The organism is Serratia proteamaculans (assembly GCF_949794035.1).
Classification (GTDB): Bacteria; Pseudomonadota; Gammaproteobacteria; order Enterobacterales; family Enterobacteriaceae; genus Serratia; species Serratia proteamaculans.
The window spans coordinates 890,713-915,777 of the sequence record NZ_OX461105.1 but is presented as its reverse complement, the minus strand read 5'-3'; the positions used below and the strand labels follow the sequence as shown (position 1 = coordinate 915,777).

Sequence of the window (25,065 nt, the reverse complement as noted above, 5' to 3'; positions counted from 1 at the left end):
CCAAGGGGCAGTGTTCACCTTTATACTGCGGCCTTAACTGTCTGACTTAAGCAGCTCATCGATGGCATCAACCACGTCTTGCACGGTGCGCACCGACTTGAACATTTCCGGTTTGATCTTCTTGCCGGTTGTTTTCTGCAGGTGCACAACCAGATCCACCGCATCAATGCTGTCCAGCTCAAGCTCTTCGTATAAGCGGGACTCCGGCTTAATGTCATCCGCGTCCAGCTCGAACAGCTTGACCAACAGCGCCTGAATTTGCAGGTAAATTTCTTGCTTATCCATGAAAACCCCTTATTTGCTACGCTGTGCAGAAACAAACTTCGCCAGCGTTTCCACGGAATAAAAGTGTTGGCGCATATCCTGGCTTTCAGCCGACAGCACCACGCCATAACGGTTCTTTAATGCCAGGCCCAATTCCAATGCATCAATGGAATCCAGACCCAGTCCATCACCAAACAGCGGTGCCTCAGCGTCAATCTCCTCCGGTGTCATACCTTCAAGATTGAGCGTATCAATGATCAATTGCTTGATTTCGGTGCTCAATAAATTCATTCCACTATTTCTCATTATTTATAGGTTCTGACTGTAAGGCGTCAGTTAAATGCTGGGTTAATCTTCTTGCCGCAAGGGCGGGAGAAACGTCATTTGCATGAATGAATGCGCGGGCGTCGATCTTATCCTGAACGGTGATATGGAACTGCGGCTTTATCGCCGGGATCTTATACCATTTGCCCTGCTTCGTCAGCATGGGGGGCTGGCAATGAATATGCACCACGCGGATGTCACACTGCCCTCGTAGCGCAATATTGGCGGCCCCCCGTTGCAATGTCAGCGCCTTGCCCGGCGTAGTCCGAGTGCCTTCCGGGAAGATCAGGATGGTCCCTCCGCTGGCCAGACGTTGGCGACACTGTTCCAACAGGATATCCGACTGCGCATTGGCCAAGTACCCTGCCGCTTTGATCACCCCGCTGACAAACACATTACTCAGCAAGGCCTCTTTGACGATACAGTCACAGCGCGGCATCTGCGATGCCAACAACACATAATCCAGCAGGCTGGGATGGTTGGCGATCACCAGGCAACCACGATCTTCACTGAAGCGCTCTACATTGTCGAAATGGTAATCCAACACGCCGAAAAAGCGTGTCGTGGCCAGGAAGAAACGGAAACTGTGACGGATCGAGTTCTGTGTCAACCGACTGTGGCGCTCTGGATCACGAACCACCAGACGCATCAGATTAAACCAGACGCCAGACAGTAACAGGCCGCCCAAGCCAAACAGTGAAAAGCAAAAGCCCGTCGCCACCACCCGCCAACAGCGATTAAACCAGGATGATTTTTCGGGAGTACTTTCCGCAGGGATCGTCGTAGCCATCAGCGTTTCCACGACCAGTCGTGCCGTGGGCCCGGTACCGTGAATTCATCATCAGCACTCAGCCATCCCCGCAAAAATGCCAGACCTTGCGGCTCATGGCGGTTAGCCTGTTCGGTGGTTGTTGCCTGGCAATGCAGAGTGCCACCGCTTTCGAGCAACAGGGCAACAGCATAGGGAACCGAATTTTCCTGCGCGAAAGGGCGATAAACCTCCGGCACAATACCGTCGAAATCGATTAACAACACCCGCTCCGCACTGCCCGTGGCCAATAGCGCCTGGGCCTCAATCATCCCCTGCTGAAAGCTGTCTGCCCCGGCAGCCAATGAAGTGGTCGGCAAAGTATTCTTCGCCGTAATAGTCAACCAGCCTGCCGCCGTGTTGTGCACCGACATGGCAAAATCCGTTGGCGATAAGGGTTGTTCCTGATGCAGATGCCGAAGAATTTTGTGCGTCCGCTCCAGTTCGCCATGACGACTGGTAAAGATCGCCATATCCGCCTGGTAGTCATTCAACAAGATCAGTCCGCTTTCTACTGCCAAACGGGTTCCGATACTCATCCGACGCAGCGACATCATGGGGATATGAGAACAGCCGGGTAATACGCCCTGATATTCAGCGGCAAGAGAGTCATCCGTAGCCCATTGGCGCCATGCATCACGCGTTCCACGATCGGGAGCCATCGCCCACCAACTGAGTATATTCATGTCGCCCGCCATTAAAGGGTATTACCGGTCAGAAAAATTCCGTGGGTAAATTTATTATATCTAACCTCAGAATGCATTCCCAAAATTCCTATTTTTACACGGAATATTCGATTAAACGATTAGGTTTACTTATCGACATAACCTGATGAGACTTGAGAGAAAAAGGAATTATCGTAATGAAAACCAGCAATATTTGTCGAAAATGCTTCATCGGAGTATCTTAATCGGGGAGAGTCATACACTACACCCGGTGTGTGGCTAATACATTTCTTATTCACCATCACTCATGGAAAAGAGTATGAAACCATTAAAATTCATTTTAACTGGCGTATTCGCTGCGGTTCTGGTCAGTGGTTGCGCAGGCACAGCCCCGGTAAGAAACGTCAGTCAACAGGTTGCTGGTAGCCACAGTGACGCACAGGTGCGTCAGGCCATTCTCTCTGCAGGCTTGAACCGTGGCTGGATTATGAACCCGACCGCTGACGGCGTGATCGATGGCAAAATTTTGCTGCGTGGTCACAGTGCCGACATCCGCATCACTTACAACACGAATAGTTATCAGATTAACTATATTGGCAGCGGTAATATGGATGCCAAAGACGGAAAGATTCACCCAAACTATAATCGCTGGGTGGCCAATCTGGATAAGGATATTCAGTTGGAACTCGCCCGTCAGAATATTAAATAACGACGAGAATGTAGATTACCCGGTGGGGATCCTACTGCCGGGTATATTATTCTTTATATTGGCATTCAATTCAGATAATTATTTATCAAAATAGATTTTCACCGCATAAATCACGCTGCAATAGGCTATTTCTCTGAATTTTTCATATGAAAAAGCCCTGAGTCAGAGACTCAGGGCTTATCAAATTAGTGGCGGAACGGACGGGGCTCGAACCCGCGACCCCCTGCGTGACAGGCAGGTATTCTAACCAACTGAACTACCGCTCCACCGGTTCTTTCACGTTACATCTTTCGATGTGGCAAAACCGCTCATGGCGATCCTGCTCATTACCGGGTGTCAAACCGATAACGTTTAATTGATGCCTGGCAGTGTCCTACTCTCGCATGGGGAGACCCCACACTACCATCGGCGCTACGGCGTTTCACTTCTGAGTTCGGCATGGGATCAGGTGGGACCACCGCGCTATGGCCGCCAGGCAAATTCTGTTTCATTCCAACCGCCACTACCCGTAGCCATCAGAACCAATCTCGGAACATTCGCTGAAAATCTGTCTCTCTAAAACACTTTTGGTGTTGTAAGGTTAAGTCTCACGGATCATTAGTACTGGTTAGCTCAATGCATCGCTGCACTTACACACCCAGCCTATCAACGTCTTAGTCTTAAACGTTCCTTCAGGGGGATCAAGTCCCCAGGGAAGACTCATCTCGAGGCAAGTTTCGCGCTTAGATGCTTTCAGCGCTTATCTTTTCCGCACTTAGCTACCGGGCAATGCCATTGGCATGACAACCCGAACACCAGTGGTGCGTTCACTCCGGTCCTCTCGTACTAGGAGCAACCCCTCTCAATCTTCCAACGCCCACGGCAGATAGGGACCGAACTGTCTCACGACGTTCTAAACCCAGCTCGCGTACCACTTTAAATGGCGAACAGCCATACCCTTGGGACCTACTTCAGCCCCAGGATGTGATGAGCCGACATCGAGGTGCCAAACACCGCCGTCGATATGAACTCTTGGGCGGTATCAGCCTGTTATCCCCGGAGTACCTTTTATCCGTTGAGCGATGGCCCTTCCATTCAGAACCACCGGATCACTAAGACCTACTTTCGTACCTGCTCGAGCCGTCACTCTCGCAGTCAAGCTAGCTTATGCCTTTGCACTAACCTCACGATGTCCGACCGTGATTAGCTAACCTTCGTGCTCCTCCGTTACTCTTTGGGAGGAGACCGCCCCAGTCAAACTACCCACCAGACACTGTCCTCACCCCAGATTATGGGGCCGAGTTAGAACATCAAACATTAAAGGGTGGTATTTCAAGGTTGGCTCCACGCAGACTGGCGTCCACGCTTCAAAGCCTCCCACCTATCCTACACATCAAGGCTCAATGTTCAGTGTCAAGCTATAGTAAAGGTTCACGGGGTCTTTCCGTCTTGCCGCGGGTACACTGCATCTTCACAGCGAGTTCAATTTCACTGAGTCTCGGGTGGAGACAGCCTGGCCATCATTACGCCATTCGTGCAGGTCGGAACTTACCCGACAAGGAATTTCGCTACCTTAGGACCGTTATAGTTACGGCCGCCGTTTACTGGGGCTTCGATCAAGAGCTTCGCCTTGCGGCTGACCCCATCAATTAACCTTCCAGCACCGGGCAGGCGTCACACCGTATACGTCCACTTTCGTGTTTGCACAGTGCTGTGTTTTTATTAAACAGTTGCAGCCAGCTGGTATCTGCGACTGGCTTCAGCTCCGAGAGCAAGTCTCTTCACCTACGCGCCAGCGTGCCTTCTCCCGAAGTTACGGCACCATTTTGCCTAGTTCCTTCACCCGAGTTCTCTCAAGCGCCTTGGTATTCTCTACCTGACCACCTGTGTCGGTTTGGGGTACGATTTGATGTTACCTGATGCTTAGAGGCTTTTCCTGGAAGCTTGGCATCAACTACTTCTGCACCGTAGTGCATCGTCATCACGCCTCAGGGTTGAATAAGTAACCGGATTTACCAAGTCACTCCCCCTACACGCTTAAACCGGGACAACCGTCGCCCGGCTAGCCTAGCCTTCTCCGTCCCCCCTTCGCAGTAACACCGAGTACAGGAATATTAACCTGTTTCCCATCGACTACGCCTTTCGGCCTCGCCTTAGGGGTCGACTCACCCTGCCCCGATTAACGTTGGACAGGAACCCTTGGTCTTCCGGCGAGCGGGTTTTTCACCCGCTTTATCGTTACTTATGTCAGCATTCGCACTTCTGATACCTCCAGCAACCCTCACAGGCCACCTTCAACGGCTTACAGAACGCTCCCCTACCCAACAACGCCTAAGCGTCGCTGCCGCAGCTTCGGTGCATGGTTTAGCCCCGTTACATCTTCCGCGCAGGCCGACTCGACCAGTGAGCTATTACGCTTTCTTTAAATGATGGCTGCTTCTAAGCCAACATCCTGGCTGTCTATGCCTTCCCACATCGTTTCCCACTTAACCATGACTTTGGGACCTTAGCTGGCGGTCTGGGTTGTTTCCCTCTTCACGACGGACGTTAGCACCCGCCGTGTGTCTCCCGTGATAACATTCTTCGGTATTCGGAGTTTGCATCGGTTTGGTAAGCCGGGATGGCCCCCTAGCCGAAACAGTGCTCTACCCCCGAAGATGAGTTCACGAGGCGCTACCTAAATAGCTTTCGGGGAGAACCAGCTATCTCCCGGTTTGATTGGCCTTTCACCCCCAGCCACAAGTCATCCGCTAATTTTTCAACATTAGTCGGTTCGGTCCTCCAGTTAGTGTTACCCAACCTTCAACCTGCCCATGGCTAGATCACCGGGTTTCGGGTCTATACCTTGCAACTATTCGCCCAGTTAAGACTCGGTTTCCCTACGGCTCCCCTATACGGTTAACCTTGCTACAAAATATAAGTCGCTGACCCATTATACAAAAGGTACGCAGTCACCCAACAAAGTAGGCTCCCACTGCTTGTACGTACACGGTTTCAGGTTCTATTTCACTCCCCTCGCCGGGGTTCTTTTCGCCTTTCCCTCACGGTACTGGTTCACTATCGGTCAGTCAGGAGTATTTAGCCTTGGAGGATGGTCCCCCCATATTCAGACAGGATGTCACGTGTCCCGCCCTACTCATCGAACTCACAATTAATGCATTTTAGTGTACGGGACTATCACCCTTTACTGTGCGACTTTCCAGACGCTTCCACTAACACAAGAACTGATTCAGGTTCTGGGCTCCTCCCCGTTCGCTCGCCGCTACTGGGGGAATCTCGGTTGATTTCTTTTCCTCGGGGTACTTAGATGTTTCAGTTCCCCCGGTTCGCCTCATACGACTATGTATTCATCGTATGATAGTGCAACGAATTGCACTGGGTTTCCCCATTCGGGTATCGCCGGTTATAACGGTTTATATCACCTTACCGACGCTTATCGCAGATTAACACGCCCTTCATCGCCTCTGACTGCCTAGGCATCCACCGTGTACGCTTAGTCACTTAACCTCACAACCCAAAAGTGTTTCCACCTTCGTGCTGCTACATTTGAGAGACTCTATGACAGGTTAATCCTTACTCCAATACGTCTACGGAGGAGTAAGTTTCAGCTGTCATGTTTCAATTTTCAGCTTGTTCCAGATTGTTAAAGAGCAATATCTTAAACACGACTCGTTAAAGTCATCTTTAAGATGTTTTCGGTTCGGCAAGAACCGGTGATAATGTCTTTCACTCATTATCGGATGGCGTCCCCAAGGGGATTCGAACCCCTGTTACAGCCGTGAAAGGGCAGTGTCCTAGGCCTCTAGACGATGGGGACACGAAAATCCGATTAAACTGAACGTCTTAATCGGTTCGTATCAGCATGAGTCAGAGACTCATTACATCAACAGGTAGCGCTTTTGCTCATTACTTTTTCATCAGACAATCTGTGTGAGCACTTCACTCGAATCAATATCATTAGGTAAGGAGGTGATCCAACCGCAGGTTCCCCTACGGTTACCTTGTTACGACTTCACCCCAGTCATGAATCACAAAGTGGTAAGCGCCCTCCCGAAGGTTAAGCTACCTACTTCTTTTGCAACCCACTCCCATGGTGTGACGGGCGGTGTGTACAAGGCCCGGGAACGTATTCACCGTAGCATTCTGATCTACGATTACTAGCGATTCCGACTTCACGGAGTCGAGTTGCAGACTCCGATCCGGACTACGACGTACTTTATGAGGTCCGCTGGCTCTCGCGAGTTCGCTTCTCTTTGTATACGCCATTGTAGCACGTGTGTAGCCCTACTCGTAAGGGCCATGATGACTTGACGTCATCCCCACCTTCCTCCGGTTTATCACCGGCAGTCTCCTTTGAGTTCCCGCCATTACGCGCTGGCAACAAAGGATAAGGGTTGCGCTCGTTGCGGGACTTAACCCAACATTTCACAACACGAGCTGACGACAGCCATGCAGCACCTGTCTCACAGTTCCCGAAGGCACTAAGGCATCTCTGCCGAATTCTGTGGATGTCAAGAGTAGGTAAGGTTCTTCGCGTTGCATCGAATTAAACCACATGCTCCACCGCTTGTGCGGGCCCCCGTCAATTCATTTGAGTTTTAACCTTGCGGCCGTACTCCCCAGGCGGTCGACTTAACGCGTTAGCTCCGGAAGCCACGCCTCAAGGGCACAACCTCCAAGTCGACATCGTTTACAGCGTGGACTACCAGGGTATCTAATCCTGTTTGCTCCCCACGCTTTCGCACCTGAGCGTCAGTCTTTGTCCAGGGGGCCGCCTTCGCCACCGGTATTCCTCCAGATCTCTACGCATTTCACCGCTACACCTGGAATTCTACCCCCCTCTACAAGACTCTAGCTTGCCAGTTTCAAATGCAGTTCCCACGTTAAGCGCGGGGATTTCACATCTGACTTAACAAACCGCCTGCGTGCGCTTTACGCCCAGTAATTCCGATTAACGCTTGCACCCTCCGTATTACCGCGGCTGCTGGCACGGAGTTAGCCGGTGCTTCTTCTGCGAGTAACGTCAATGCAATGTGCTATTAACACACTACCCTTCCTCCTCGCTGAAAGTGCTTTACAACCCGAAGGCCTTCTTCACACACGCGGCATGGCTGCATCAGGCTTGCGCCCATTGTGCAATATTCCCCACTGCTGCCTCCCGTAGGAGTCTGGACCGTGTCTCAGTTCCAGTGTGGCTGGTCATCCTCTCAGACCAGCTAGGGATCGTCGCCTAGGTGAGCCATTACCCCACCTACTAGCTAATCCCATCTGGGCACATCTGATGGCGTGAGGCCCGAAGGTCCCCCACTTTGGTCCGAAGACGTTATGCGGTATTAGCTACCGTTTCCAGTAGTTATCCCCCTCCATCAGGCAGTTTCCCAGACATTACTCACCCGTCCGCCGCTCGTCACCCAGAGAGCAAGCTCTCCTGTGCTACCGCTCGACTTGCATGTGTTAGGCCTGCCGCCAGCGTTCAATCTGAGCCATGATCAAACTCTTCAATTAAAAGCTTGATTTGCTTCAACTCGTGAAGCGATGCTCGAAAATAACTTTCGTAATAGTCGTTCTGTTGGACAAGCCAACGAAACAACGTATTGCTTGGTCACTCTTCAAGACTTGATATTTTTTCGAACCCGAAGGTTCTGGATATCGTCTTGTGGAGTGCCCACACAGATTGTCTGATAAATTGTTAAAGAGCGTTCGTTACTGAGATAACTCTCGGTAACGCGGGAGGTGCATATTACGCTTTCCCGCTGAAGAGTCAAGCTTTTTTCTTATTAAGAAACGGTGTTTTCACCGGCTTGCTTCTTCCTGGCTGGGCGACTGGTTCTCGTTAGAGGAGTCGTTGTTCCCGGTCAGTGGAGGCGCATTATAGGGAGTTCTCAGAAGGTCGCAACCCCTAAATGCAAAAAACTTTTCAAGCGTTCAAATAACCACCAAAAAAGCCATTTTAGGATATTTATTAGCCAGAAAAGTGAGATTTTAAGGTCGTTGCCTCGGAAAACCCTATAAACCCAATGAAAACAGATAAAGAAAAGGGAGCGGTTTCCCGCTCCCTTTTATCGTAATAACTATAGATAGTCGTTACTGTCTGGCGACGATATGCTCGTTTTCTACATCCAGCGTCACCGGTTTGCCCGGAATCAGCTTGCCGGAAAGGATTTGCTGCGCCAATGGGTTTTCGATCTCCTGCTGGATAGCGCGTTTCAACGGACGCGCACCATACACAGGGTCGAAACCGGTTTTGCCCAGCAGCTCCAACGCCGGTTCGGTCATAGTGACTTCGTAACCGCGTTCTTCCAGACGTTTGTACAGACGCGCCAACTGAATCTTGGCGATCTCGGCAATGTGTTTCTGGCCGAGTGGGTGGAACACCACCACCTCATCTATACGGTTGATGAATTCCGGACGGAAATGATGTGTGACCATTTCCATCACCGATTCTTTCATCTGCGCGTAGTTCATCTGACCAAAGTGTTCCTGGATCAGATCGGACCCCAGGTTAGAAGTCATAATCACCACGGTATTACGGAAATCAACGGTGCGGCCCTGACCATCGGTCAGACGCCCGTCATCCAATACCTGCAGCAGGATGTTGAACACATCCGGGTGCGCCTTCTCAACTTCATCCAGCAGGATCACCGAATAAGGTCGACGACGCACTGCCTCGGTCAGATAACCGCCCTCTTCATACCCGACATAGCCCGGAGGCGCACCCACCAGCCGCGATACCGAATGTTTCTCCATAAACTCGGACATGTCGATACGCACCATGGCGTCGTCACTGTCAAACAGGAACGAAGCCAGTGCCTTACAGAGTTCGGTTTTACCCACCCCGGTCGGACCGAGGAACAGGAATGAACCGATAGGTCGGTTTGGATCTGAAAGACCGGCACGGCTACGACGAATCGCGTTAGAGACCGCACTCACTGCTTCATCCTGGCCAATGACCCGAGAATGCAGCTCCTGCTCCAGACGCAACAGTTTGTCACGCTCGCCTTCCAGCATTCTGGCAACAGGAATACCGGTGGCGCGCGCCAGCACTTCGGCGATTTCTGCGTCCGTCACCCGGTTACGCAACAGCTTCATGGTTTTGCCTTCGGCCAGCGTGGCGGCGGCAAGCTGTTTTTCCAGCTCAGGGATCTTGCCGTACTGCAGTTCCGACATCCGCCCCAGATCGCCGACGCGACGCGCCTGCTCCAAGGTGATCTTGGCCTGCTCAAGATCCGCTTTAATATTCTGCGTGCCGGAGAGTGAAGCCTTTTCCGCTTTCCACTCTTCTTCCAGCTCTGAATATTCGCGTTCTTTCTGCTCGAGCTCGCCGCTCAGCATTTCCAGACGTTTCTTGCTGGCGTCGTCCGACTCTTTACTCAGCGCCTGCTGCTCCAGCTTGAGCTGAATAATGCGGCGCTCCAGACGATCGAGTGATTCCGGCTTCGAGTCCATCTGCATACGGATGCTGGACGCTGCCTCATCGATCAGGTCAATAGCCTTATCCGGCAATTGACGATCGGAGATGTAACGGTGTGACAACGTCGCCGCCGCAACAATCGCCGGGTCAGTGATCTGCACATGGTGATGCAGTTCATAACGTTCTTTCAGGCCGCGCAGAATTGCGATGGTGTCTTCAACGCTGGGTTCAGCCACATAGACTTTCTGGAAACGACGTTCGAGCGCCGCATCCTTCTCTATATACTGGCGGTATTCGTCCAGCGTAGTGGCACCGACGCAGTGTAGTTCCCCACGTGCCAGCGCCGGTTTCAACATATTACCGGCATCCATCGCGCCATCGGCTTTACCCGCACCGACCATAGTGTGCAATTCATCAATAAACAGAATGACGCTGCCTTCCTGTTTAGACAAATCACTCAGCACCGCTTTCAGACGCTCTTCGAACTCACCGCGGTACTTGGCACCGGCGATCAGCGCCCCCATGTCGAGGGACAGCACGCGTTTATGCTTCAGGCCTTCCGGTACTTCACCATTAATGATGCGCTGCGCCAAACCTTCGACGATGGCGGTTTTACCCACGCCAGGCTCACCGATTAACACCGGGTTGTTTTTGGTACGGCGTTGCAATACCTGAATGGTACGGCGGATCTCTTCGTCACGGCCGATAACCGGGTCAAGTTTGCCCTGTTCGGCACGTTCGGTCAGATCAATAGTGTATTTCTTCAATGCCTGACGTTGGTCTTCAGCACCCTGATCTTCCACGCTGTCTCCACCTCGCATTTGCTCAATCGCCTTGCTGATTTTATCGGTAGTCGCACCGGCCGCTTTCAACAGATCGGTCAATGTTCCGCGATCTTCAAGCACCGCCAACACAAATAGTTCGGAAGAAATGAATTTGTCCGCCCGCTTTTGCGCCAGCTTGTCGCACAGGTTAAGGACACGCACCAGTTCATGGGACGGTTGAACGTCGCCACCGGTGCCTTCGACTTGAGGCTGACGAGACAGTGCCTGTTCGATTTCAGTGCGCACGCGCCCTGCATCGATACCGGCAGAAGTTAAGAGTGGACGAACCGTGCCCCCTTCCTGATTGAGCAAGGCGCTCATCAGATGTAACGGTTCAATAAATTGGTTGTCGCGCCCAAGGGCTAAAGATTGGGCATCGGCGAGGGCAAGCTGGAATTTGTTAGTAAGACGATCCAGACGCATAACACCTCCAAGATTGGGTCGAAATTGCTACTGGAGATTAAATGAGGTCATCCCTCAAAAATTCAAGGTTATTTCGACTGTATATTTTCGGTACTACATCATGCGTCTTTGGACCGTCCTAATTCAATAGGTTATATCAGCCAGATTAAACTTGCCAGACGTCCGGTTATTCCATCGCGACGATAGGAGAAAAAATGACTGATTTCGCTCACCGTACAGCGATCGCCACCGTAGATAGTGTGAATGCCTGCACGTTGCAAGCGTTGGCGAGCTAATAAATAGATATCGGCCAGGAATTTATCACCCTGGGGGGTAAAAGCCGCTGCTGCGACGGCGTCTACAGCAATAAATGCCGCACGGACCTCAGGCCCGACTTCAAACTGCTGCGGGCCAATCGCCGGCCCCAGCCAGGCGCTGATGCTACCTGGCTGGGCGGCAAAAGCGGCCAGAGTCTGTTCCAGCACGCCATTGCACAACCCACGCCAACCGGCATGGGCTGCGGCAACTTCATCACCGGCCTGCGAGCAAAACAGCACAGGCAGGCAATCTGCCGTCATCACGGCACACACCTGCCCCGGCACATTGCTGTAAACCGCATCCGCTTGCAGATCGGTTGGCGTTTGCCCATCCAGCCGCACTACGCGGGTACCATGCACCTGCTCCAGCCAAACTGGCATCTGAGGTAAGCTGGCACCCACCACCAGCCGTTGGCGATTATCCGCCACCGCCCGCTCTTCATCACCCACATGGGTTCCGAGGTTGAGCGAGTCATACGGCGGCAGGCTAACGCCGCCATGACGAGTGGTGCTGCAGGCTTTTACCCCCGCAGGCAACGGCCAATCGGGCAGGATGAGCGGATCCATTACCAGTTCATCTGATCTTTGAATTCTTCGGTATCAGCTTTCAGCGCGTTAATCAGATCGACCATATCCTGTGGCAGCGGCGCATGCCACTCCATCTGGATACCGCTGATTGGATGATATAAACGCAGCATGGTGGCGTGCAGTGCCTGGCGATCGAAACCGCGCAGCGCAGCAATAAATGCATCCGACGCACCTTTTGGTGGACGTGGACGGCCACCGTACAGTTGATCACCCACCAAAGGATGGTTGATATGTGACATATGAACGCGGATCTGGTGAGTACGGCCGGTTTCCAGACGCAGACGCAGACGAGTATGCGCGCGGAAGTGCTCCATAATACGGTAATGGGTCACCGCCGGTTTGCCCATCGGGTGCACTGCCATATGGGTGCGTTTGGTCGAATGGCGCGAAATCGGCTCTTCGACGGTGCCACCGGCGGTCATGGTACCAATAGCAACCGCTTCATATTCACGGGTGATATCACGCGCCTGCAGCGCTTCGACCAGCCGGGTTTGCGCCGGAACGGTTTTTGCCACGACCATCAGGCCGGTAGTGTCTTTGTCCAGACGGTGCACAATGCCGGCACGCGGCACATCGGCAATTTCAGGATAGTAGTGCAGTAATGCATTGAGCACCGTGCCATCCGGGTTACCGGCGCCAGGGTGCACGACCAGGTCGCGTGGCTTGTTGATAACCAGAATGTCACTGTCTTCGTAGACGATATTCAGCGCGATGTCCTGCGGTTCCCAACGGGCGTCTTCTTCTATCTGTGCATCAATGGCGACCGTCTCTCCCCCCAGTACCTTCTCTTTCGGTTTGTTTATCGTTTTGCCATTAACCTGTACCCGATTGTCCAGGATCCAATCTTTTATGCGAGATCGTGAATAATCAGGGAACAATTCGGCCAAAGCCTGATCTAAACGTTGTCCGAGTTGAGATTCGGCCACCGTTGCGGTGAGTTGTACTTGTTGTGCCATATGCAGCTTCTTCGTTAACGTTGGGTTTTCACGGCGATGCCGTTTAATATAATGTGCTATTGTAACTGGTCTTTGTCGGGAGCTTAACGGACAGTCTCCCGGAATAACACCCTGAGGATAATCAAAACGTCATGACGCGTATGAAATATCTGGTGGCGGCAGCCACGTTGAGCCTGGCGCTGGCAGGTTGCTCCACATCCAAGGATGCGGTTCCCGACAACCCACCTTCGGAAATCTATGCTACTGCCCAGCAAAAACTGCAGGACGGTAACTTTAAGGGCGCGATTACGCAACTCGAAGCGTTAGATAACCGCTATCCTTTCGGGCCGTACTCCCAGCAGGTTCAGTTAGACCTGATTTATGCCTACTACAAATCTGCCGATTTACCGCTGGCTCAGGCGTCTATCGATCGTTTCATGCGTCTGAACCCTACGCACCCGAACATCGACTACGTGATGTATATGCGTGGTCTGACCGATATGGCGTTGGATGACAGTGCATTGCAAGGCTTCTTCGGGGTCGATCGTTCAGACCGCGATCCACAGCATGCTCGCGCTGCGTTTCGCGATTTCAGCCAGCTGATTCAGCAGTACCCGAACAGCCAGTATGTGACCGATGCCAACAAGCGTCTGGTGTATCTGAAAGACCGCCTGGCCAAGTATGAGCTTTCGGTGGTGGAATACTACACTAAACGCGGTGCCTACGTCGCGGTCGTTAATCGTGCCGAACAGATGCTACGTGAATATCCAGATACTCAAGCGACGCGCGACGCGCTGCCGCTGATGGAAAATGCATATAAGCAGTTGCAACTGAACGGTCAGGCCGACAAAGTGGCCAAAGTGATTACCGCCAACCCGGCGTAACCGAATTGGCAAGGGTAGAAAAACAAAACGGCAGCTTCGGCTGCCGTTTTCATTTGCTGCGAACTTAGCCAGGGCTGGATAAATACACAAGCAAAAACACGATGTTAGCAAGACTGCGCCACCGCTTATCCTTTCAATCATGCGCGTTCCGCTCACAAGACTCAAGCGTTAGATAGCCATTTCAAATGCTGAATCACAGATTGAACTAACTTTGCAAAAAGTGACAAAAATACGTGATTTTCATCACGCATTTAAGCAAGAAGCGGGGTATGCTGGATCCATCCAAGACGGAAAGACAGAGAGGTAAGTTATATGACATTGAACATTACCAGCAAACAAATGGATATCACTCCCGCAATCCGCAGTCACGTCGAAGACCGTCTCACCAAACTGGAAAAATGGCAGGCCCAACTGATTAACCCACATATCGTCTTATCCAAAGAGCCGAAAGGGTTTGTTGCCGATGCCACCATTACTACCCCTAACGGCCCGCTGGTCGCCAGCGCAAAACATGAAGACATGTACACCGCCGTTAACGATCTGATCGCCAAGCTGGAGCGCCAATTGAATAAGGTGCAGCACAAAGGCGAAGCACGCCGTGCCGCGACCAGCGTGAAAGACATCATTCCAGAAGTCGAGCCGGAACAAGAATAACCGTTTAGCGGCTGTTTCACATCAAACGCGCCTGAGGGCGCGTTTTTTGTCTGGTTTTTTTATTGACGAGATAAAGGCCTGCGGTTACTTTAAAACCTGTCTCATGCATACTCTGGATAACCCATGTTCCGTAAACCGTTTTTCTTCGCATTCTTTTTTACCTTCCCCTGATTGGGAGGCGTTTCGTCGTGTGATAAAGAATGCGAAGACGAACAACAAAGCCTCCTGAAACCAGGGGGCTTTTTTTATGGCTATTTTACGACGTATAAAAATACAAGGCAGAAGCTGATTATGACCGACAACCCGTTACTCGTGCTGCGCAAACGCATCAGCGCACTGGATCTGAAACTGCTGTCCTTGCTGGCAGAACGCCGTGAGCTGGCGGTAGAAGTAGGAAAGACCAAGCTGCACTCTCACCGGCCAATCCGTGATAAAGAGCGCGAACGCGACCTGCTGGACGCCCTGATCGCCGCCGCCAAACCCTACGACCTGGACGGTTTTTACGTTACCCGCCTGTTCCAGCTGATTATCGAAGACTCGGTATTAACCCAGCAGTCACTACTGCAGAACCAGCTCAATCAAGTTAGCCAGCATTCCGCCCGCATCGCCTTCCTTGGCCCTAAGGGGTCCTATTCACATCTGGCCGCGCGCCAATATGCCGCTCGCCACTTCGATCAGTTGGTCGAATGCGGTTGCCAGAAATTCCAGGACATCTTCACCCAGGTCGAAACCGGCCAGGCGGATTACGCCATCCTGCCGATCGAGAATACCAGCTCCGGTTCGATTAACGACGTTTACGACCTGCTGCAACACACCAGCCTGTCGATCGTCGGCGAGTTGACCAACCCTATCGATCACTGTGTCCTGGTCGCCAGTGAGACCGATCTCGCCCAGATTGAAACCGTATATAGCCACCCGCAGCCGTTCCAGCAATGCAGTCAGTTCATTAACCGTTATCCACACTGGAAAATCGAATACTGTGAAAGCACGGCCGCCGCGATGGAAAAAGTGGCCAAATTGAACTCGCCAAAAGCCGCAGCGCTAGGCAGCGAAGCCGGTGGAGCCCTCTACGGGCTGCAAGTACTGGAGCATAATCTGGCCAATCAGCAGCAGAATATCACCCGTTTCATCGTACTGGCGCGCAAGGCTATTGAAGTGTCCGAACAGGTTCCGGCTAAAACCACGTTGATTATGGCGACCGGCCAGCAGTCAGGTGCGTTGGTTGAAGCCCTGTTGGTGCTGCGCGAAAACGGCATCATCATGACCAAACTGGAATCTCGCCCGATTAACGGCAATCCGTGGGAAGAAATGTTTTATATCGATGTGCAGGCAAACCTGCGTTCTGAATCAATGCAGAAAGCATTGAGGGATCTGACGCCAATCACCCGCTCGCTAAAAGTACTGGGTTGCTACCCAAGCGACAACGTGGTGCCGGTTAATCCGTCCTGACTGAGATAAAAAAAGGGTTCGGCCATTGCCGAACCCGGATATTTTATTGCCGACTGTCGTTCGCCTGACGCAGTAGAGAACGGCTTTCCACCAGGAAGCGCTGTGCGTAGTCACCAAACCAATGCTCGACCTTCTGGAAGCTCTGAATAAACGCTTGTTTATCGCCCTGCTCCAGCAGCTTTATTGCCTCGCCAAACCGCTGGTAGTAGCGTTTGATTAATGCAATGTTCTCTTCCGACGACATGATGATATCGGCGTACAGCTGCGGATCCTGAGCAAACAGCCGCCCGACCATTGCCAGCTCCAGCCGGTAGATTGGCGAGGAGAGTGCCAGCAACTGTTCCAGTTGTACGTTTTCTTCCGCCAGATGCAGACCGTAGGCAAAGGTCGCAAAATGGCGTAATGCCTGAATGAACGCCATGTTCTGGTCATGTTCAACCGCGCTGATACCGTGCAAACGAGCGCCCCATACCTGCAATTGCTCCAGCAACCATTGGTAAGCTTCCGGTTGGCGGCCATCACAGTAGACCACTACCTGCTTGGCCACGCTGCCTACGTCCGGACCAAACATCGGATGCAGCCCTACCACAGGCCCTGGATGTGCTGCCAGCATGGCATTCAGTGGGCGATTTTTTACTGAAGCCAGATCGACCAGGATACAGTCCGCCGGCAGTGGCGGTAACCGCTCAATGACCTGTTCTGTCACGTGAATCGGCACGCTGACAATCACCATGCCGGCGTCGGCCAGCAAGGTGTCGGCCTGCGGCCAATCTTGCTGATCCAATACCTTGACCTGGTAGCCGGACAGCGTCAGCAGGCGGTTAAACAACCGTCCCATTTGACCGTTACCGCCGATAATGACAATCGGACGCAGCTGTGGGTGCAGGGTTTTAAAGCCTTTGTCGTTCTCACTGACATAAGACTCACGCATCACCCGACGTAGTACATCCTCGATCAGGTCAGGTGGCACACCAAGCTTCTCGGCTTCTTGACGCCGTGAGGCTAACATCGCCGCCTCACGCTCAGGAACATACACCGGCAAACCATGGTGGCTTTTAACCTCACCCACTTCCGCCACCAGTTGCAAGCGTTTTGCCAGCAGCCCCAGCAGAGCCTTATCCACTTCGTCAATTTGATCGCGCAACGCGGTCAGTTCAGCCACCATAACTTACTACTCTCCAGTACGTGCCGTCAGCGCAGTGCCGAGTTCCTGGTGCATATGGCGCAGCAGCGTCTCTGTACTTTCCCAGTTAATGCAGGCGTCAGTAACAGAAACCCCGTAGCGCATATCTGCACGAGGTTGTTCAGAAGACTGACTGCCTTCGTGCAGGTGGCTTTCCAGCATGATGCCGGTGATCGAACGGTTACCCGCTTTAATCTGCTCTACCACGGACTCGGCAACCGCCGGCTGACGGCGATAATCTTTGTTCGAGTTGCCATGGCTGCAATCTATCATCAAGGACGGGTGGAGTCCCGCCTCCTGCATCTGTTTTTCGCAAGCCGCAACGTCTTCGGCGCTGTAGTTCGGCGTTTTACCGCCGCGCAGGATCACGTGCCCATCCGGGTTACCCTGCGTTTGCAGCAGGCATACTTGCCCTGCCTGGTTGATGCCGACAAAACGGTGTGGCATCGCCGCAGCACGCATGGCATTGATTGCCGTACCCAGGCTGCCGTCGGTACCATTTTTGAAGCCCACCGGCATCGACAACCCTGAAGCCATCTCACGGTGAGTTTGTGATTCCGTGGTGCGCGCGCCAATCGCTGACCAGCTGAACAGATCGCCCAGGTATTGCGGACTGTTCGGATCCAGGGCTTCGGTGGCCAACGGCAGGCCCATGCCCACCAGATCCAGCAGCAGGCGACGCGCGATGTGTAAACCGGCTTCAACATCAAACGAACCATCCATGTACGGATCGTTAATCAGGCCTTTCCAGCCGACCGTGGTTCGTGGTTTTTCAAAATAGACACGCATAACGATATACAGCTGATCGCTCAATTCAGCCGACAGGGTTTTCAAATGACGGGCGTAATCCAGCGCGGCATCCGGGTCATGAATAGAACAAGGTCCGCACACCACCAGCAGGCGATGATCGCGCCCCTGTAAAATATCGGCGATGGTTTTGCGCGCGGTAGCGATTTCGTTTTCATCGCTGCCGCTGAGCGGGAACTGGTTCTTCAGCTCTTCCGGAGTGATCAGAATTTGTTCTGCACTGATATGAACGTTATTGAGCGCGTCTTTTTGCATGATGCTGTTCCTGTCGTTTGCCGTTATGCGTAAGCGTTAATACAACCTTGAGCGTTTCAGGTCCTTACCATACCATGCGATGTAAAGTTTTCAATCCGATATCTGTAAATAAAAAATTACCATCCGTTAGAGACCCAAAAAAATAGTTTGAACGGAGACGCATAAAACAACTCAACAACATGATTTATAACTACAAAAATCAATCAAGAATTAAACATATCGTTTAACTTTTTTGATCTTGATTGATTCACTCCGCCACCAGAAAATGTAAACATAACTGTACACTTGTTTTGTTTAACCGTGCACCAGACTAGGGCAAGCCTCTCCGTTGAACCCGGATTAACTGGCATGCATCTTTGTCGACTGTTGCTACCAAACGACAACCGCAGCCAAAGCCCAGCCAAACGCTAAGGACACTCAGCATGATATGCCGCAGGAAGGGGTTAATTAAGTAGAAGAAAAGTGAATAAGTGATGATGAGAAATTAAAAACTTAAGCTAATCGTAGCTATTTTGGTCGCCATGACGAACCGATATAATGTGACTGACATCACTTATAATCACTCTTAACAACTGGATCCAAAATGCTCTCTTTACGCGCTCGCCGCGCTATTCCGCTGTTCATTAGCTGCTTAACGACTTTCACCAGTGTTTCAGCCCTTGCCGACAATACACTTTTCACCGCGATGGACGATCCGGCCACCGCTAAAAAGCCGTTTGAAGGCAACGTCCAGGCAGGTTACAACTCGCAGTCTGGCAACTCACAAAGCTCGACCCTGCTGGCCAACACCAGCATGACCTGGTTCAACAGCGATGCCGCCTACAGCCTGTGGGGAGCCGCCAACAACACCACGTCCTCCAACGTGCGCTCATCTGAAAAGTATCAGGCCGGTGGCCGTACCCGTTATAACCTGTCCGATCGCAACTACCTGTTCGGTCAGGCAAGCTGGCTGAGCGACCGCTTCAACGGTTATGACTCTCGCTCCACGCTGACCGGCGGTTATGGTCGCCAAATTCTCAACGGGCCACTCAGCGATCTGCGGGTCGAATTTGGTCCAGGTGTGCGTCACGATGAGTATCATGGCGGTGGCCGCTCAACCAAAGCACTGGCTTACGGTGCAGCCAACTATTCGTACCAGCTGACCGATAATACCAAGTTCTCCGAAGGCGTTTCCGCACTGGCGAACGAAGAAACCACGCTGAACTCCGAAACCGCGCTGAGCGTTGCGATAAACGACAGGTTCGCCCTGCGTCTGGCTTACACCGTGACTTACAACAGCAAGCCGCCGGCGTCAGCGCCGAAGAACACCGACACCACCACTTCAATCAGTTTGGTATACGGCCTGTAATCCTTCCGTCCCAATACTTATGACGCCGCTAAGCCCATCATCGATGGGCTTTTTTTATGCCTGAGGTGTCAGTGTCAACCAGACCATGCCCAAGGCTTTCAGCGCATCGGTAGAACACTGGAAGTCTGCATTCCCCCCGCTGACCTGTACCTGATTGCCCGGTAAACGCGCAATATCATAAACATCGATATTGCCGTCGATATCGATCAGCCAACGGCCATTGGCAATGTGAGTCACGGCCAAATCCACCAGCCAGGATAGCCGGCCGCCATCAATGTAAGCTGGCTTCGCGACCCCAGCAGGGATCAGTGAACTGTCCGCCAGCCATTCTCCCGCATCTTTCAACTGTCCGGCGACGAGCCGGTGCTTCGGCAACGCACGTCCTCCCGCAGGAGCAGCCTCCGTGGTGTTGCCACTCCCCATCTCCCCCTGCCCGGTTGCCAGCCACAACAGAGAGACGCCGGTATCCAGAGCACAGGTCACCACAATATCGCCTGGGAAATAGTTACGACGAACCCAGGTACTCATGGTGCCTGACGAAATGCCCAGCAAATCACCGAGTTCCTTCTGCAGACTGAAACCATAAGCATCTAGGATACGGCGTAGCACGCCTTTACCGCCAGAGGCCAGAACCCGATCGTAAAGCGCTTTGCCCTGTGCGGGTTGAATGGACTTGCGTTCATTTTTTGCTTTTGCAAGCTCACCGCTCATCAACCAGGCCAAATCAGCGCCCGTCGCCAGTGCGCAGCTGATAATCACATAGCCAGGCACACTGCCGCGTTGTTGCCAGCTGCTGATGTTATTAGGGGCTATCCCCAAGATTTCACTCAGTTCTTTTTGCGTGCTAACACCATAAGATGAAAGGATCCTTTCAATCACTGCGCCTACGGAGGCGTTATCGTTCACAGTCTCTTCACGCATATCATCACCGATTAAAATCAAAATTTGCATTTACAAGTCGCATTTTGCGATCTAAAGTGCCATCACAACGTTGCACAAGCGACTCATATGTCACTTTAGTTAAGATGATGCGACATGATTGATGAAAATGCAAACGCCATGGTAATCCAATAGCGAGTTACACCGACAATCGCCTGACAGAAAGCAGGCATGCCTCCTATAAAGTGGCCGTGACCCGACCAGGAACCCACCTCGCTTTTGCAAGCCTACTCATCAATTCGTATCCAGGGAGGTTGTCATGCTACTGGCGAGTGAAGAGCAACGGGCTATCGGCCTACGGCGCATTGGTGAAATCCGCCGCACGCTGTTCGCCCAAAATAAAAATCAGGCCGAGGAGATCTACAACACCGCTCCACTGCACCTACGTCACACGCTCTGTTTTCATGCAGGCCTGACCGAACGTCACGTGATGCTGCGGTTCCACGAAATGAGCTATCCCCAGCGACAACAAATTGTCGCTGCGCTCAATGCATTCATTGAGTTGGGCAAGTCACTGCCGCGCTATATCAGCGAAGAAGATTGCTTGCTGAATCATAAAAAATAGCCGTTCTGCAACTTCTGGCGTGCAACCCGCCGGATGCCGTTCGGCCCAAATTCCCCCTAACAGGAAAACACACCATGGCTGATACCATTGATATGGCGCAGGAGCGCCAGGCACTGATGCTCGAGAAACAAATCGCGCACGCCAGACCCGTCATCACCCAGGCCTCTGAGCTGTTTTGCGTCGAGTGTGACGCGGCAATCCCGGAGGTACGGCGCCGTGCTATTCCCGGCGTAATCCGCTGCGTGGCCTGCCAGGAGATCGCAGAGGCTCAGCAACGTCATTTCATCCGGCGTTAAGCGATGTCAGCTCCTCCCGATCATGTAGGCCGCCAACCCTCGCCCCTGTTTGAAGGCGCCTACCTCTGGAATATCCCGCGGCCAGCCATTGGCCGCGAACCCACGCTAAACCGCGATCGGCTGCGCCAGTGGCAGGCCGCGCTGCAGCGCGTCAATACCCTGCCCTATTATTTGCGCGTACAGTTTACCGAGCGCCACCAACATCTGTTGAGTCAGCAGGGCCCGAAAGCGGCCTGGCACTATCTGGTATTGGTTTTCGAACGTCGTATATGGCCGCGTATTCAACAAGTGAACGACAAATTTGGCCTGAATCGGCAGGCCTCAATGCGCTTTGGCAATGAGGCAGACAGCTATCATGCTCTGCCAACGCTGGGTGACAAGGCGCTGGAACAGTTGGCAAAACGTATTGCCGGCCAGTTACTGGCGCTTTATCAAAGCGAGTGTGACACCCTACTGGTGAAACATGCGGGAGAGACTTCAGCACTGCTACGCAACGAATTCCAATCACGGCTGTATGGCCAAATTGCCGGCATGGCACGCGCTTTCAATATCCAGCCAATGCATTGGCAGTGCTACCGCAAGGGACTGCTGGACAGCCACCGCGCGGTAGCGGCACTGTCGAGACTGACCAGCGATCGCTGGTGGTTTCGTCGCCTGAAAATGCAACGCATGCAGTGGCGTGAGGCGCTACTGATTGCCATCGGCAATGTCAGTCGCAACACTTCACCCTATGCCAGTCGACAGGCCATTCGGGACGTGAAGGCTCGACGCCAGTCAAACCTGGATTATCTGCGCCGTTGCGATTTGGAGAATACCCTTACCGGGGAGCGTATCGATCTGATGGAGAAAGTGCTGGGCAGCATTGCCAATCCAGCCATTCGCCGTATGGAACTAATGAATACTCTGACAGGGATTGAAGCCTACGCAGCAAACAACAGCCACATCGGTCTGTTTATCACCCTGACGACTCCCGCACGTTTTCATCCCACTCGTACCTTCGGCGGCCACGGCAAGGCACGCTTTAATCACCGCTGGGATCGTGAAGATTTCACCCCAAAAGACGGCCAAGGCTACCTGGTGAAACAATGGAGCAAAATGCGCACCGCATTCAAAGATCACCAGTTGCAGGTCTATGGTGTTCGAGTGGTCGAACCGCACCACGACGGCACACCGCATTGGCACCTGATGCTGTTTACCCCCCAACCCCACCGTCAGCAAGTGATCAATATTCTGCGCCGCTATGCGCTGCAGCAAGATGCCGGGGAACCCGGAGCGCAGGAGAATCGCCTCCACTGTAAGCACCTGAATCGGGGAGGCGCGACCGCTTACATGGCCAAATACGTTGCCAAGAACCTCGATGGCTATGCGCTGGAAGGAGAACGGGATCACGAGACGGGCACCCCACTAAGCGAAACCGCCAATGCGGTCAGCGCCTGGGCCAGTACCTGGCGCATTCCGCAGTTTCACCCTTTTGGCCTACCCAGCATAGGCGCCTACCGTGAATGTCGTCGTATTCGTGGACATAGCCTGTCGCAGCAGTTCGATGAGCGAACCGAAGCCGTACGCGCCGCGGCCGATGCTGGCGATTTTGCCGGTTATATCAACGCTCAGGGCGGTGCCAACGTACCGCGCAGCCAACAGTGGGTGCGTGTAGCCCGTGATGATGCACCCACATTGAACAGCTATGACGAACGAGTGCAAAAGGTGGTCGGTATTTATGCCTCCCACCTGGGCCCTGATCGGGTATACCGGACCCGTACGTTGCAGTGGCGCATCGTGGCTAAAAACTCTGAGCCTGCAACACCTTGGAGTTCTGCCAATAACTGTGGATTACTGTCGATTAACCGCCCAAAACCCGCGCCTTCCGCACGTCTGACGCCGGCACAACAACAGCGCTGCCTGACGATTGCCTGCGATCTTCGGCAGATCGGCATCGATCCTGAACGCTGGCAGTTGGAAGTGCTGGTGAGGGGAGGCAAAATCCACTTCGGTGAACAACTTGTACAATTTCCGCTAATCAATGACTGGCCCTATTTTTACTGCACAAATGATAAATCCAACCATTGACGCCTTTAGCGTTTTGCTTAATACTGTATAAATAAACAGTATACTTAAGAGAGGGCAAGAACAGTGGAAATTATGGATAAACAACAGCTAACACTGTCCCGCATCCAGTTCATCGCCGATGTTTCGCAGGCCGCACAGTGCAATGCCGCCGAATTTCTGATCGCCATGTCGCTGATTTCAGATCTGGCCAGCCAGGTGCTGCCAGACAATGATTATCAAGAAATATTTTACCCGGCGGATCGACAGGACTCTCGCTAAATCAGCGTTTGCTTAAGCTAACCCCCTTTTCCAACACCCGCTACCAGCGGGTGTTTTCGTTTCTGCCAGCAGCATTTTCTCCCTTCCGTTGTGCCAGCGCATCCACAACCCCATCGCGTTGCCGACGCCTGCCTCGCACGGGAAACTGGGATATATCCAGGGCCCCCGCGCCCATCTCACTTTCCCCCAAGCAGGAGCCTAATGATGAAAATTTATGCACAACAAGGCGACACCATCGACGCAATTTGCTGGCGCTATTACGGCAGCACTCAGCGTCTGGTGGAGCAGGTTTATCTCGCCAATCGCGGCCTGGCCGATGCAGGCCCAATTCTTCCCCACGGTCATCCGATCGAACTGCCGGATCTGCCGGCGGCCGCTCAACGAGAAACCGTCAAACTGTGGGACTAAACGATGGAGAAACTCACCTCAACGCTTGCCTATCTCACGGCGGCCTGCCTGGCCTGGATGGGGCGGCACTCTACACAGGACATTGCCCTTTTGGTGGGTGCTGCGGTCGGTGTTGGTACTTTTGCGGTGAATTGGTACTACCGGCGTAAAAGCTACCAGCTGTTGAAATCGTTAAAAAAAAACGGTCTGAAACGCGGAGTCTACGATGAGCTCACTCGCTAAACGCTGCAGCGTGGCGGCTATTTTGGCCCTCGCCGCCCTGCTGCCACAGTTCAATACCCTGCACACCTCTGAGCAGGGATTGCGTCTGATTGCCGATTTCGAAGGCTGCCGGCTTTCACCTTATCAGTGCAGTGCCGGCGTCTGGACCAACGGCATCGGCCATACCGCTGGGGTGAAATCCGGCACCGTCATCAACGAACGTCAGGCGGCCGCCAATCTGATCGACGATGTCCGCACCGTCGAACGCGGTATCGCCCGCTGTATGGCGGTAGAGATGCCGCAGCCGGTTTATGACGCAGTCAGCGCCTTTGCTTTCAACGTAGGAGTTAGCGCGGCCTGCAATTCCACATTGGCCACCTTTATCAAGCGCCAACAATGGCAGGAAGCTTGCGATCAGCTCCCCCGCTGGGTCTATGTCAACAGCGTTAAAAACCAAGGGCTTGAACGCCGCCGCAATGCCGAACAGGCACTGTGCCTGCAGGGTGTCCAGCGCTGATATCCCTG

23 protein-coding genes, 2 tRNA genes, 3 rRNA genes and 1 other annotated feature are annotated in these 25,065 nt (G+C 52.9%); of the genes, 13 read left to right on the top strand and 15 right to left on the bottom strand.

Annotated elements, in window-relative coordinates; genetic code table 11:
- Nucleotides 1-33 precede the first annotated feature (33 nt).
- From QOT07_RS04205 to QOT07_RS04190, 4 genes are read right to left on the bottom strand one after another with little or no spacing between them, the layout of a single operon-like run.
- Nucleotides 34-285, bottom strand: coding sequence for an acyl carrier protein (locus tag QOT07_RS04205; RefSeq protein WP_012005336.1), 252 nt, complete (start codon nt 283-285; stop codon nt 34-36).
- A 9-nt stretch (nt 286-294) separates the two neighbouring features.
- Complete coding sequence (locus QOT07_RS04200) at nt 295-555, bottom strand: phosphopantetheine-binding protein (protein WP_017891685.1); 261 nt, start codon at nt 553-555, stop codon at nt 295-297.
- 4 nt (nt 556-559) lie between these two features.
- Nucleotides 560-1,378, bottom strand: coding sequence for a lysophospholipid acyltransferase family protein (locus QOT07_RS04195; protein ID WP_085115276.1), 819 nt, complete (start codon nt 1,376-1,378; stop codon nt 560-562).
- Nucleotides 1,378-2,094 (bottom strand): beta-ketoacyl synthase chain length factor, encoded by a 717-nt coding sequence (locus QOT07_RS04190; RefSeq protein ID WP_283602604.1) that lies wholly within the window; start codon nt 2,092-2,094, stop codon nt 1,378-1,380. Before QOT07_RS04190 ends, QOT07_RS04195 begins: the two co-directional genes overlap by 1 nt.
- A gap of 286 nt (nt 2,095-2,380) precedes the next feature.
- Between QOT07_RS04190 and QOT07_RS04185 the strand changes: the two genes are divergently transcribed.
- Nucleotides 2,381-2,770, top strand: coding sequence for a hypothetical protein (locus QOT07_RS04185; protein WP_207976460.1), 390 nt, complete (start codon nt 2,381-2,383; stop codon nt 2,768-2,770).
- 189 nt (nt 2,771-2,959) lie between these two features.
- On the opposite strand, the gene QOT07_RS04180 is transcribed toward QOT07_RS04185, so the two are convergent.
- The 8 genes from QOT07_RS04180 to rluD all read right to left on the bottom strand — a co-directional run bounded on the left by QOT07_RS04180 (nt 2,960) and on the right by rluD (nt 13,247).
- A tRNA-Asp gene (locus tag QOT07_RS04180) sits at nt 2,960-3,036 on the bottom strand.
- Between the two features lie 94 nt (nt 3,037-3,130).
- A 5S ribosomal RNA gene (gene rrf / locus QOT07_RS04175) occupies nt 3,131-3,246 on the bottom strand.
- Between the two features lie 100 nt (nt 3,247-3,346).
- Nucleotides 3,347-6,256 (bottom strand): 23S ribosomal RNA (locus tag QOT07_RS04170).
- A 234-nt stretch (nt 6,257-6,490) separates the two neighbouring features.
- Nucleotides 6,491-6,566, bottom strand: a tRNA-Glu gene (locus tag QOT07_RS04165).
- 145 nt (nt 6,567-6,711) lie between these two features.
- A 16S ribosomal RNA gene (locus QOT07_RS04160) occupies nt 6,712-8,254 on the bottom strand.
- Together the 16S, 23S and 5S rRNA genes with 2 tRNA genes alongside form the textbook arrangement of a ribosomal RNA operon.
- Nucleotides 8,255-8,833: 579 nt before the next feature.
- Nucleotides 8,834-11,407 (bottom strand): ATP-dependent chaperone ClpB, encoded by a 2,574-nt coding sequence (gene clpB, locus QOT07_RS04155; RefSeq protein ID WP_085120345.1) that lies wholly within the window; start codon nt 11,405-11,407, stop codon nt 8,834-8,836.
- 131 nt (nt 11,408-11,538) lie between these two features.
- On the bottom strand, nt 11,539-12,270 hold the full coding sequence (yfiH, locus tag QOT07_RS04150; protein WP_099062830.1) for a purine nucleoside phosphorylase YfiH: 732 nt from the start codon (nt 12,268-12,270) through the stop codon (nt 11,539-11,541).
- Entirely contained in the window at nt 12,270-13,247 is a 978-nt protein-coding gene (rluD, locus tag QOT07_RS04145) for a 23S rRNA pseudouridine(1911/1915/1917) synthase RluD (RefSeq protein ID WP_099062829.1), read from the bottom strand. The genes yfiH and rluD overlap by 1 nt, the downstream gene beginning before the upstream one ends.
- Nucleotides 13,248-13,378: 131 nt before the next feature.
- Here rluD and bamD point away from each other — a divergent pair, with 131 nt between their 5' ends.
- The 4 genes from bamD (at nt 13,379) to pheA (ending at nt 16,213) form a co-directional block, all read left to right on the top strand.
- Nucleotides 13,379-14,110 carry an outer membrane protein assembly factor BamD gene (bamD, locus tag QOT07_RS04140; protein WP_099062828.1) on the top strand — a complete coding sequence of 244 codons (732 nt, stop codon included), beginning with the start codon at nt 13,379-13,381 and terminating at the stop codon, nt 14,108-14,110.
- Nucleotides 14,111-14,422: 312 nt separating this feature from the next.
- Complete coding sequence (gene raiA / locus QOT07_RS04135) at nt 14,423-14,764, top strand: ribosome-associated translation inhibitor RaiA (protein ID WP_012005327.1); 342 nt, start codon at nt 14,423-14,425, stop codon at nt 14,762-14,764.
- A 122-nt stretch (nt 14,765-14,886) separates the two neighbouring features.
- Nucleotides 14,887-15,013: a sequence feature (Phe leader region), on the top strand.
- Nucleotides 14,888-14,935, top strand: coding sequence for a hypothetical protein (locus QOT07_RS04130; protein WP_197724615.1), 48 nt, complete (start codon nt 14,888-14,890; stop codon nt 14,933-14,935). Its footprint overlaps the feature before it by 48 nt.
- Nucleotides 15,014-15,055: 42 nt before the next feature.
- Nucleotides 15,056-16,213, top strand: coding sequence for a bifunctional chorismate mutase/prephenate dehydratase (gene pheA / locus QOT07_RS04125; protein WP_099062827.1), 1,158 nt, complete (start codon nt 15,056-15,058; stop codon nt 16,211-16,213).
- A 43-nt stretch (nt 16,214-16,256) separates the two neighbouring features.
- Here pheA and tyrA read toward each other — a convergent pair whose 3' ends face one another.
- Both tyrA and QOT07_RS04115 read right to left on the bottom strand, forming a co-directional pair.
- A complete protein-coding gene (gene tyrA, locus QOT07_RS04120) occupies nt 16,257-17,378 on the bottom strand; it encodes a bifunctional chorismate mutase/prephenate dehydrogenase (RefSeq protein WP_283602603.1) in 1,122 nt (373 codons plus the stop codon).
- 6 nt (nt 17,379-17,384) lie between these two features.
- Nucleotides 17,385-18,458: a 3-deoxy-7-phosphoheptulonate synthase gene (locus QOT07_RS04115; protein ID WP_099062825.1), complete on the bottom strand. Its 1,074-nt coding sequence runs from the start codon at nt 18,456-18,458 to the stop codon at nt 17,385-17,387.
- A gap of 583 nt (nt 18,459-19,041) precedes the next feature.
- Here QOT07_RS04115 and QOT07_RS04110 point away from each other — a divergent pair.
- Nucleotides 19,042-19,806, top strand: coding sequence for a DUF481 domain-containing protein (locus QOT07_RS04110; RefSeq protein ID WP_146751348.1), 765 nt, complete (start codon nt 19,042-19,044; stop codon nt 19,804-19,806).
- A gap of 54 nt (nt 19,807-19,860) precedes the next feature.
- Here the strand turns inward: QOT07_RS04110 and QOT07_RS04105 are convergent, their stop codons facing one another.
- On the bottom strand, nt 19,861-20,757 hold the full coding sequence (locus QOT07_RS04105) for a helix-turn-helix domain-containing protein (RefSeq protein ID WP_099062824.1): 897 nt from the start codon (nt 20,755-20,757) through the stop codon (nt 19,861-19,863).
- A 247-nt stretch (nt 20,758-21,004) separates the two neighbouring features.
- Between QOT07_RS04105 and QOT07_RS04100 the strand changes: the two genes are divergently transcribed.
- The 7 genes from QOT07_RS04100 (at nt 21,005) to QOT07_RS04070 (ending at nt 25,057) form a co-directional block, all read left to right on the top strand.
- A complete protein-coding gene (locus QOT07_RS04100) occupies nt 21,005-21,310 on the top strand; it encodes a hypothetical protein (RefSeq protein WP_099062823.1) in 306 nt (101 codons plus the stop codon).
- Between the two features lie 74 nt (nt 21,311-21,384).
- The gene (locus tag QOT07_RS04095) at nt 21,385-21,606 is read left to right on the top strand and encodes a TraR/DksA C4-type zinc finger protein (RefSeq protein WP_283602602.1); all 222 of its coding nucleotides are present in this window, start codon (nt 21,385-21,387) and stop codon (nt 21,604-21,606) included.
- Nucleotides 21,607-21,609: 3 nt separating this feature from the next.
- Nucleotides 21,610-23,673: a replication endonuclease gene (locus QOT07_RS04090; protein ID WP_283602601.1), complete on the top strand. Its 2,064-nt coding sequence runs from the start codon at nt 21,610-21,612 to the stop codon at nt 23,671-23,673.
- A gap of 63 nt (nt 23,674-23,736) precedes the next feature.
- Complete coding sequence (locus tag QOT07_RS04085; protein WP_099062821.1) at nt 23,737-23,931, top strand: hypothetical protein; 195 nt, start codon at nt 23,737-23,739, stop codon at nt 23,929-23,931.
- Between the two features lie 204 nt (nt 23,932-24,135).
- Complete coding sequence (locus QOT07_RS04080; RefSeq protein ID WP_099062820.1) at nt 24,136-24,339, top strand: tail protein X; 204 nt, start codon at nt 24,136-24,138, stop codon at nt 24,337-24,339.
- Between the two features lie 3 nt (nt 24,340-24,342).
- Nucleotides 24,343-24,561, top strand: coding sequence for an HP1 family phage holin (locus QOT07_RS04075; RefSeq protein WP_012005317.1), 219 nt, complete (start codon nt 24,343-24,345; stop codon nt 24,559-24,561).
- Complete coding sequence (locus tag QOT07_RS04070; RefSeq protein WP_283602600.1) at nt 24,545-25,057, top strand: lysozyme; 513 nt, start codon at nt 24,545-24,547, stop codon at nt 25,055-25,057. Before QOT07_RS04075 ends, QOT07_RS04070 begins: the two co-directional genes overlap by 17 nt.
- The last annotated feature ends 8 nt before the right edge of the window (nt 25,058-25,065 follow it).

Excerpts from the sequence above, each read along its gene's own strand:
- tyrA (WP_283602603.1), bottom strand. The coding sequence starts at position 17,378 with ATGGTGGCTGAACTGACCGCGTTGCGCGATCAAATTGACGAAGTGGAT.
- QOT07_RS04080 (WP_099062820.1), top strand. The coding sequence starts at position 24,136 with ATGAAAATTTATGCACAACAAGGCGACACCATCGACGCAATTTGCTGG.
- QOT07_RS04105 (WP_099062824.1), bottom strand. The coding sequence starts at position 20,757 with ATGCAAATTTTGATTTTAATCGGTGATGATATGCGTGAAGAGACTGTG.
- QOT07_RS04195 (WP_085115276.1), bottom strand. The coding sequence starts at position 1,378 with ATGGCTACGACGATCCCTGCGGAAAGTACTCCCGAAAAATCATCCTGG.
- QOT07_RS04205 (WP_012005336.1), bottom strand. The coding sequence starts at position 285 with ATGGATAAGCAAGAAATTTACCTGCAAATTCAGGCGCTGTTGGTCAAG.
- QOT07_RS04200 (WP_017891685.1), bottom strand. The coding sequence starts at position 555 with ATGAATTTATTGAGCACCGAAATCAAGCAATTGATCATTGATACGCTC.
- clpB (WP_085120345.1), bottom strand. The coding sequence starts at position 11,407 with ATGCGTCTGGATCGTCTTACTAACAAATTCCAGCTTGCCCTCGCCGAT.
- QOT07_RS04110 (WP_146751348.1), top strand. The coding sequence starts at position 19,042 with ATGCTCTCTTTACGCGCTCGCCGCGCTATTCCGCTGTTCATTAGCTGC.
- QOT07_RS04075 (WP_012005317.1), top strand. The coding sequence starts at position 24,343 with ATGGAGAAACTCACCTCAACGCTTGCCTATCTCACGGCGGCCTGCCTG.
- yfiH (WP_099062830.1), bottom strand. The coding sequence starts at position 12,270 with ATGGATCCGCTCATCCTGCCCGATTGGCCGTTGCCTGCGGGGGTAAAA.
- QOT07_RS04100 (WP_099062823.1), top strand. The coding sequence starts at position 21,005 with ATGCTACTGGCGAGTGAAGAGCAACGGGCTATCGGCCTACGGCGCATT.
- QOT07_RS04095 (WP_283602602.1), top strand. The coding sequence starts at position 21,385 with ATGGCTGATACCATTGATATGGCGCAGGAGCGCCAGGCACTGATGCTC.
- QOT07_RS04185 (WP_207976460.1), top strand. The coding sequence starts at position 2,381 with ATGAAACCATTAAAATTCATTTTAACTGGCGTATTCGCTGCGGTTCTG.
- raiA (WP_012005327.1), top strand. The coding sequence starts at position 14,423 with ATGACATTGAACATTACCAGCAAACAAATGGATATCACTCCCGCAATC.
- pheA (WP_099062827.1), top strand. The coding sequence starts at position 15,056 with ATGACCGACAACCCGTTACTCGTGCTGCGCAAACGCATCAGCGCACTG.
- rluD (WP_099062829.1), bottom strand. The coding sequence starts at position 13,247 with ATGGCACAACAAGTACAACTCACCGCAACGGTGGCCGAATCTCAACTC.
- bamD (WP_099062828.1), top strand. The coding sequence starts at position 13,379 with ATGACGCGTATGAAATATCTGGTGGCGGCAGCCACGTTGAGCCTGGCG.
- QOT07_RS04115 (WP_099062825.1), bottom strand. The coding sequence starts at position 18,458 with ATGCAAAAAGACGCGCTCAATAACGTTCATATCAGTGCAGAACAAATT.
- QOT07_RS04190 (WP_283602604.1), bottom strand. The coding sequence starts at position 2,094 with ATGGCGGGCGACATGAATATACTCAGTTGGTGGGCGATGGCTCCCGAT.
- QOT07_RS04090 (WP_283602601.1), top strand. The coding sequence starts at position 21,610 with ATGTCAGCTCCTCCCGATCATGTAGGCCGCCAACCCTCGCCCCTGTTT.
- QOT07_RS04070 (WP_283602600.1), top strand. The coding sequence starts at position 24,545 with ATGAGCTCACTCGCTAAACGCTGCAGCGTGGCGGCTATTTTGGCCCTC.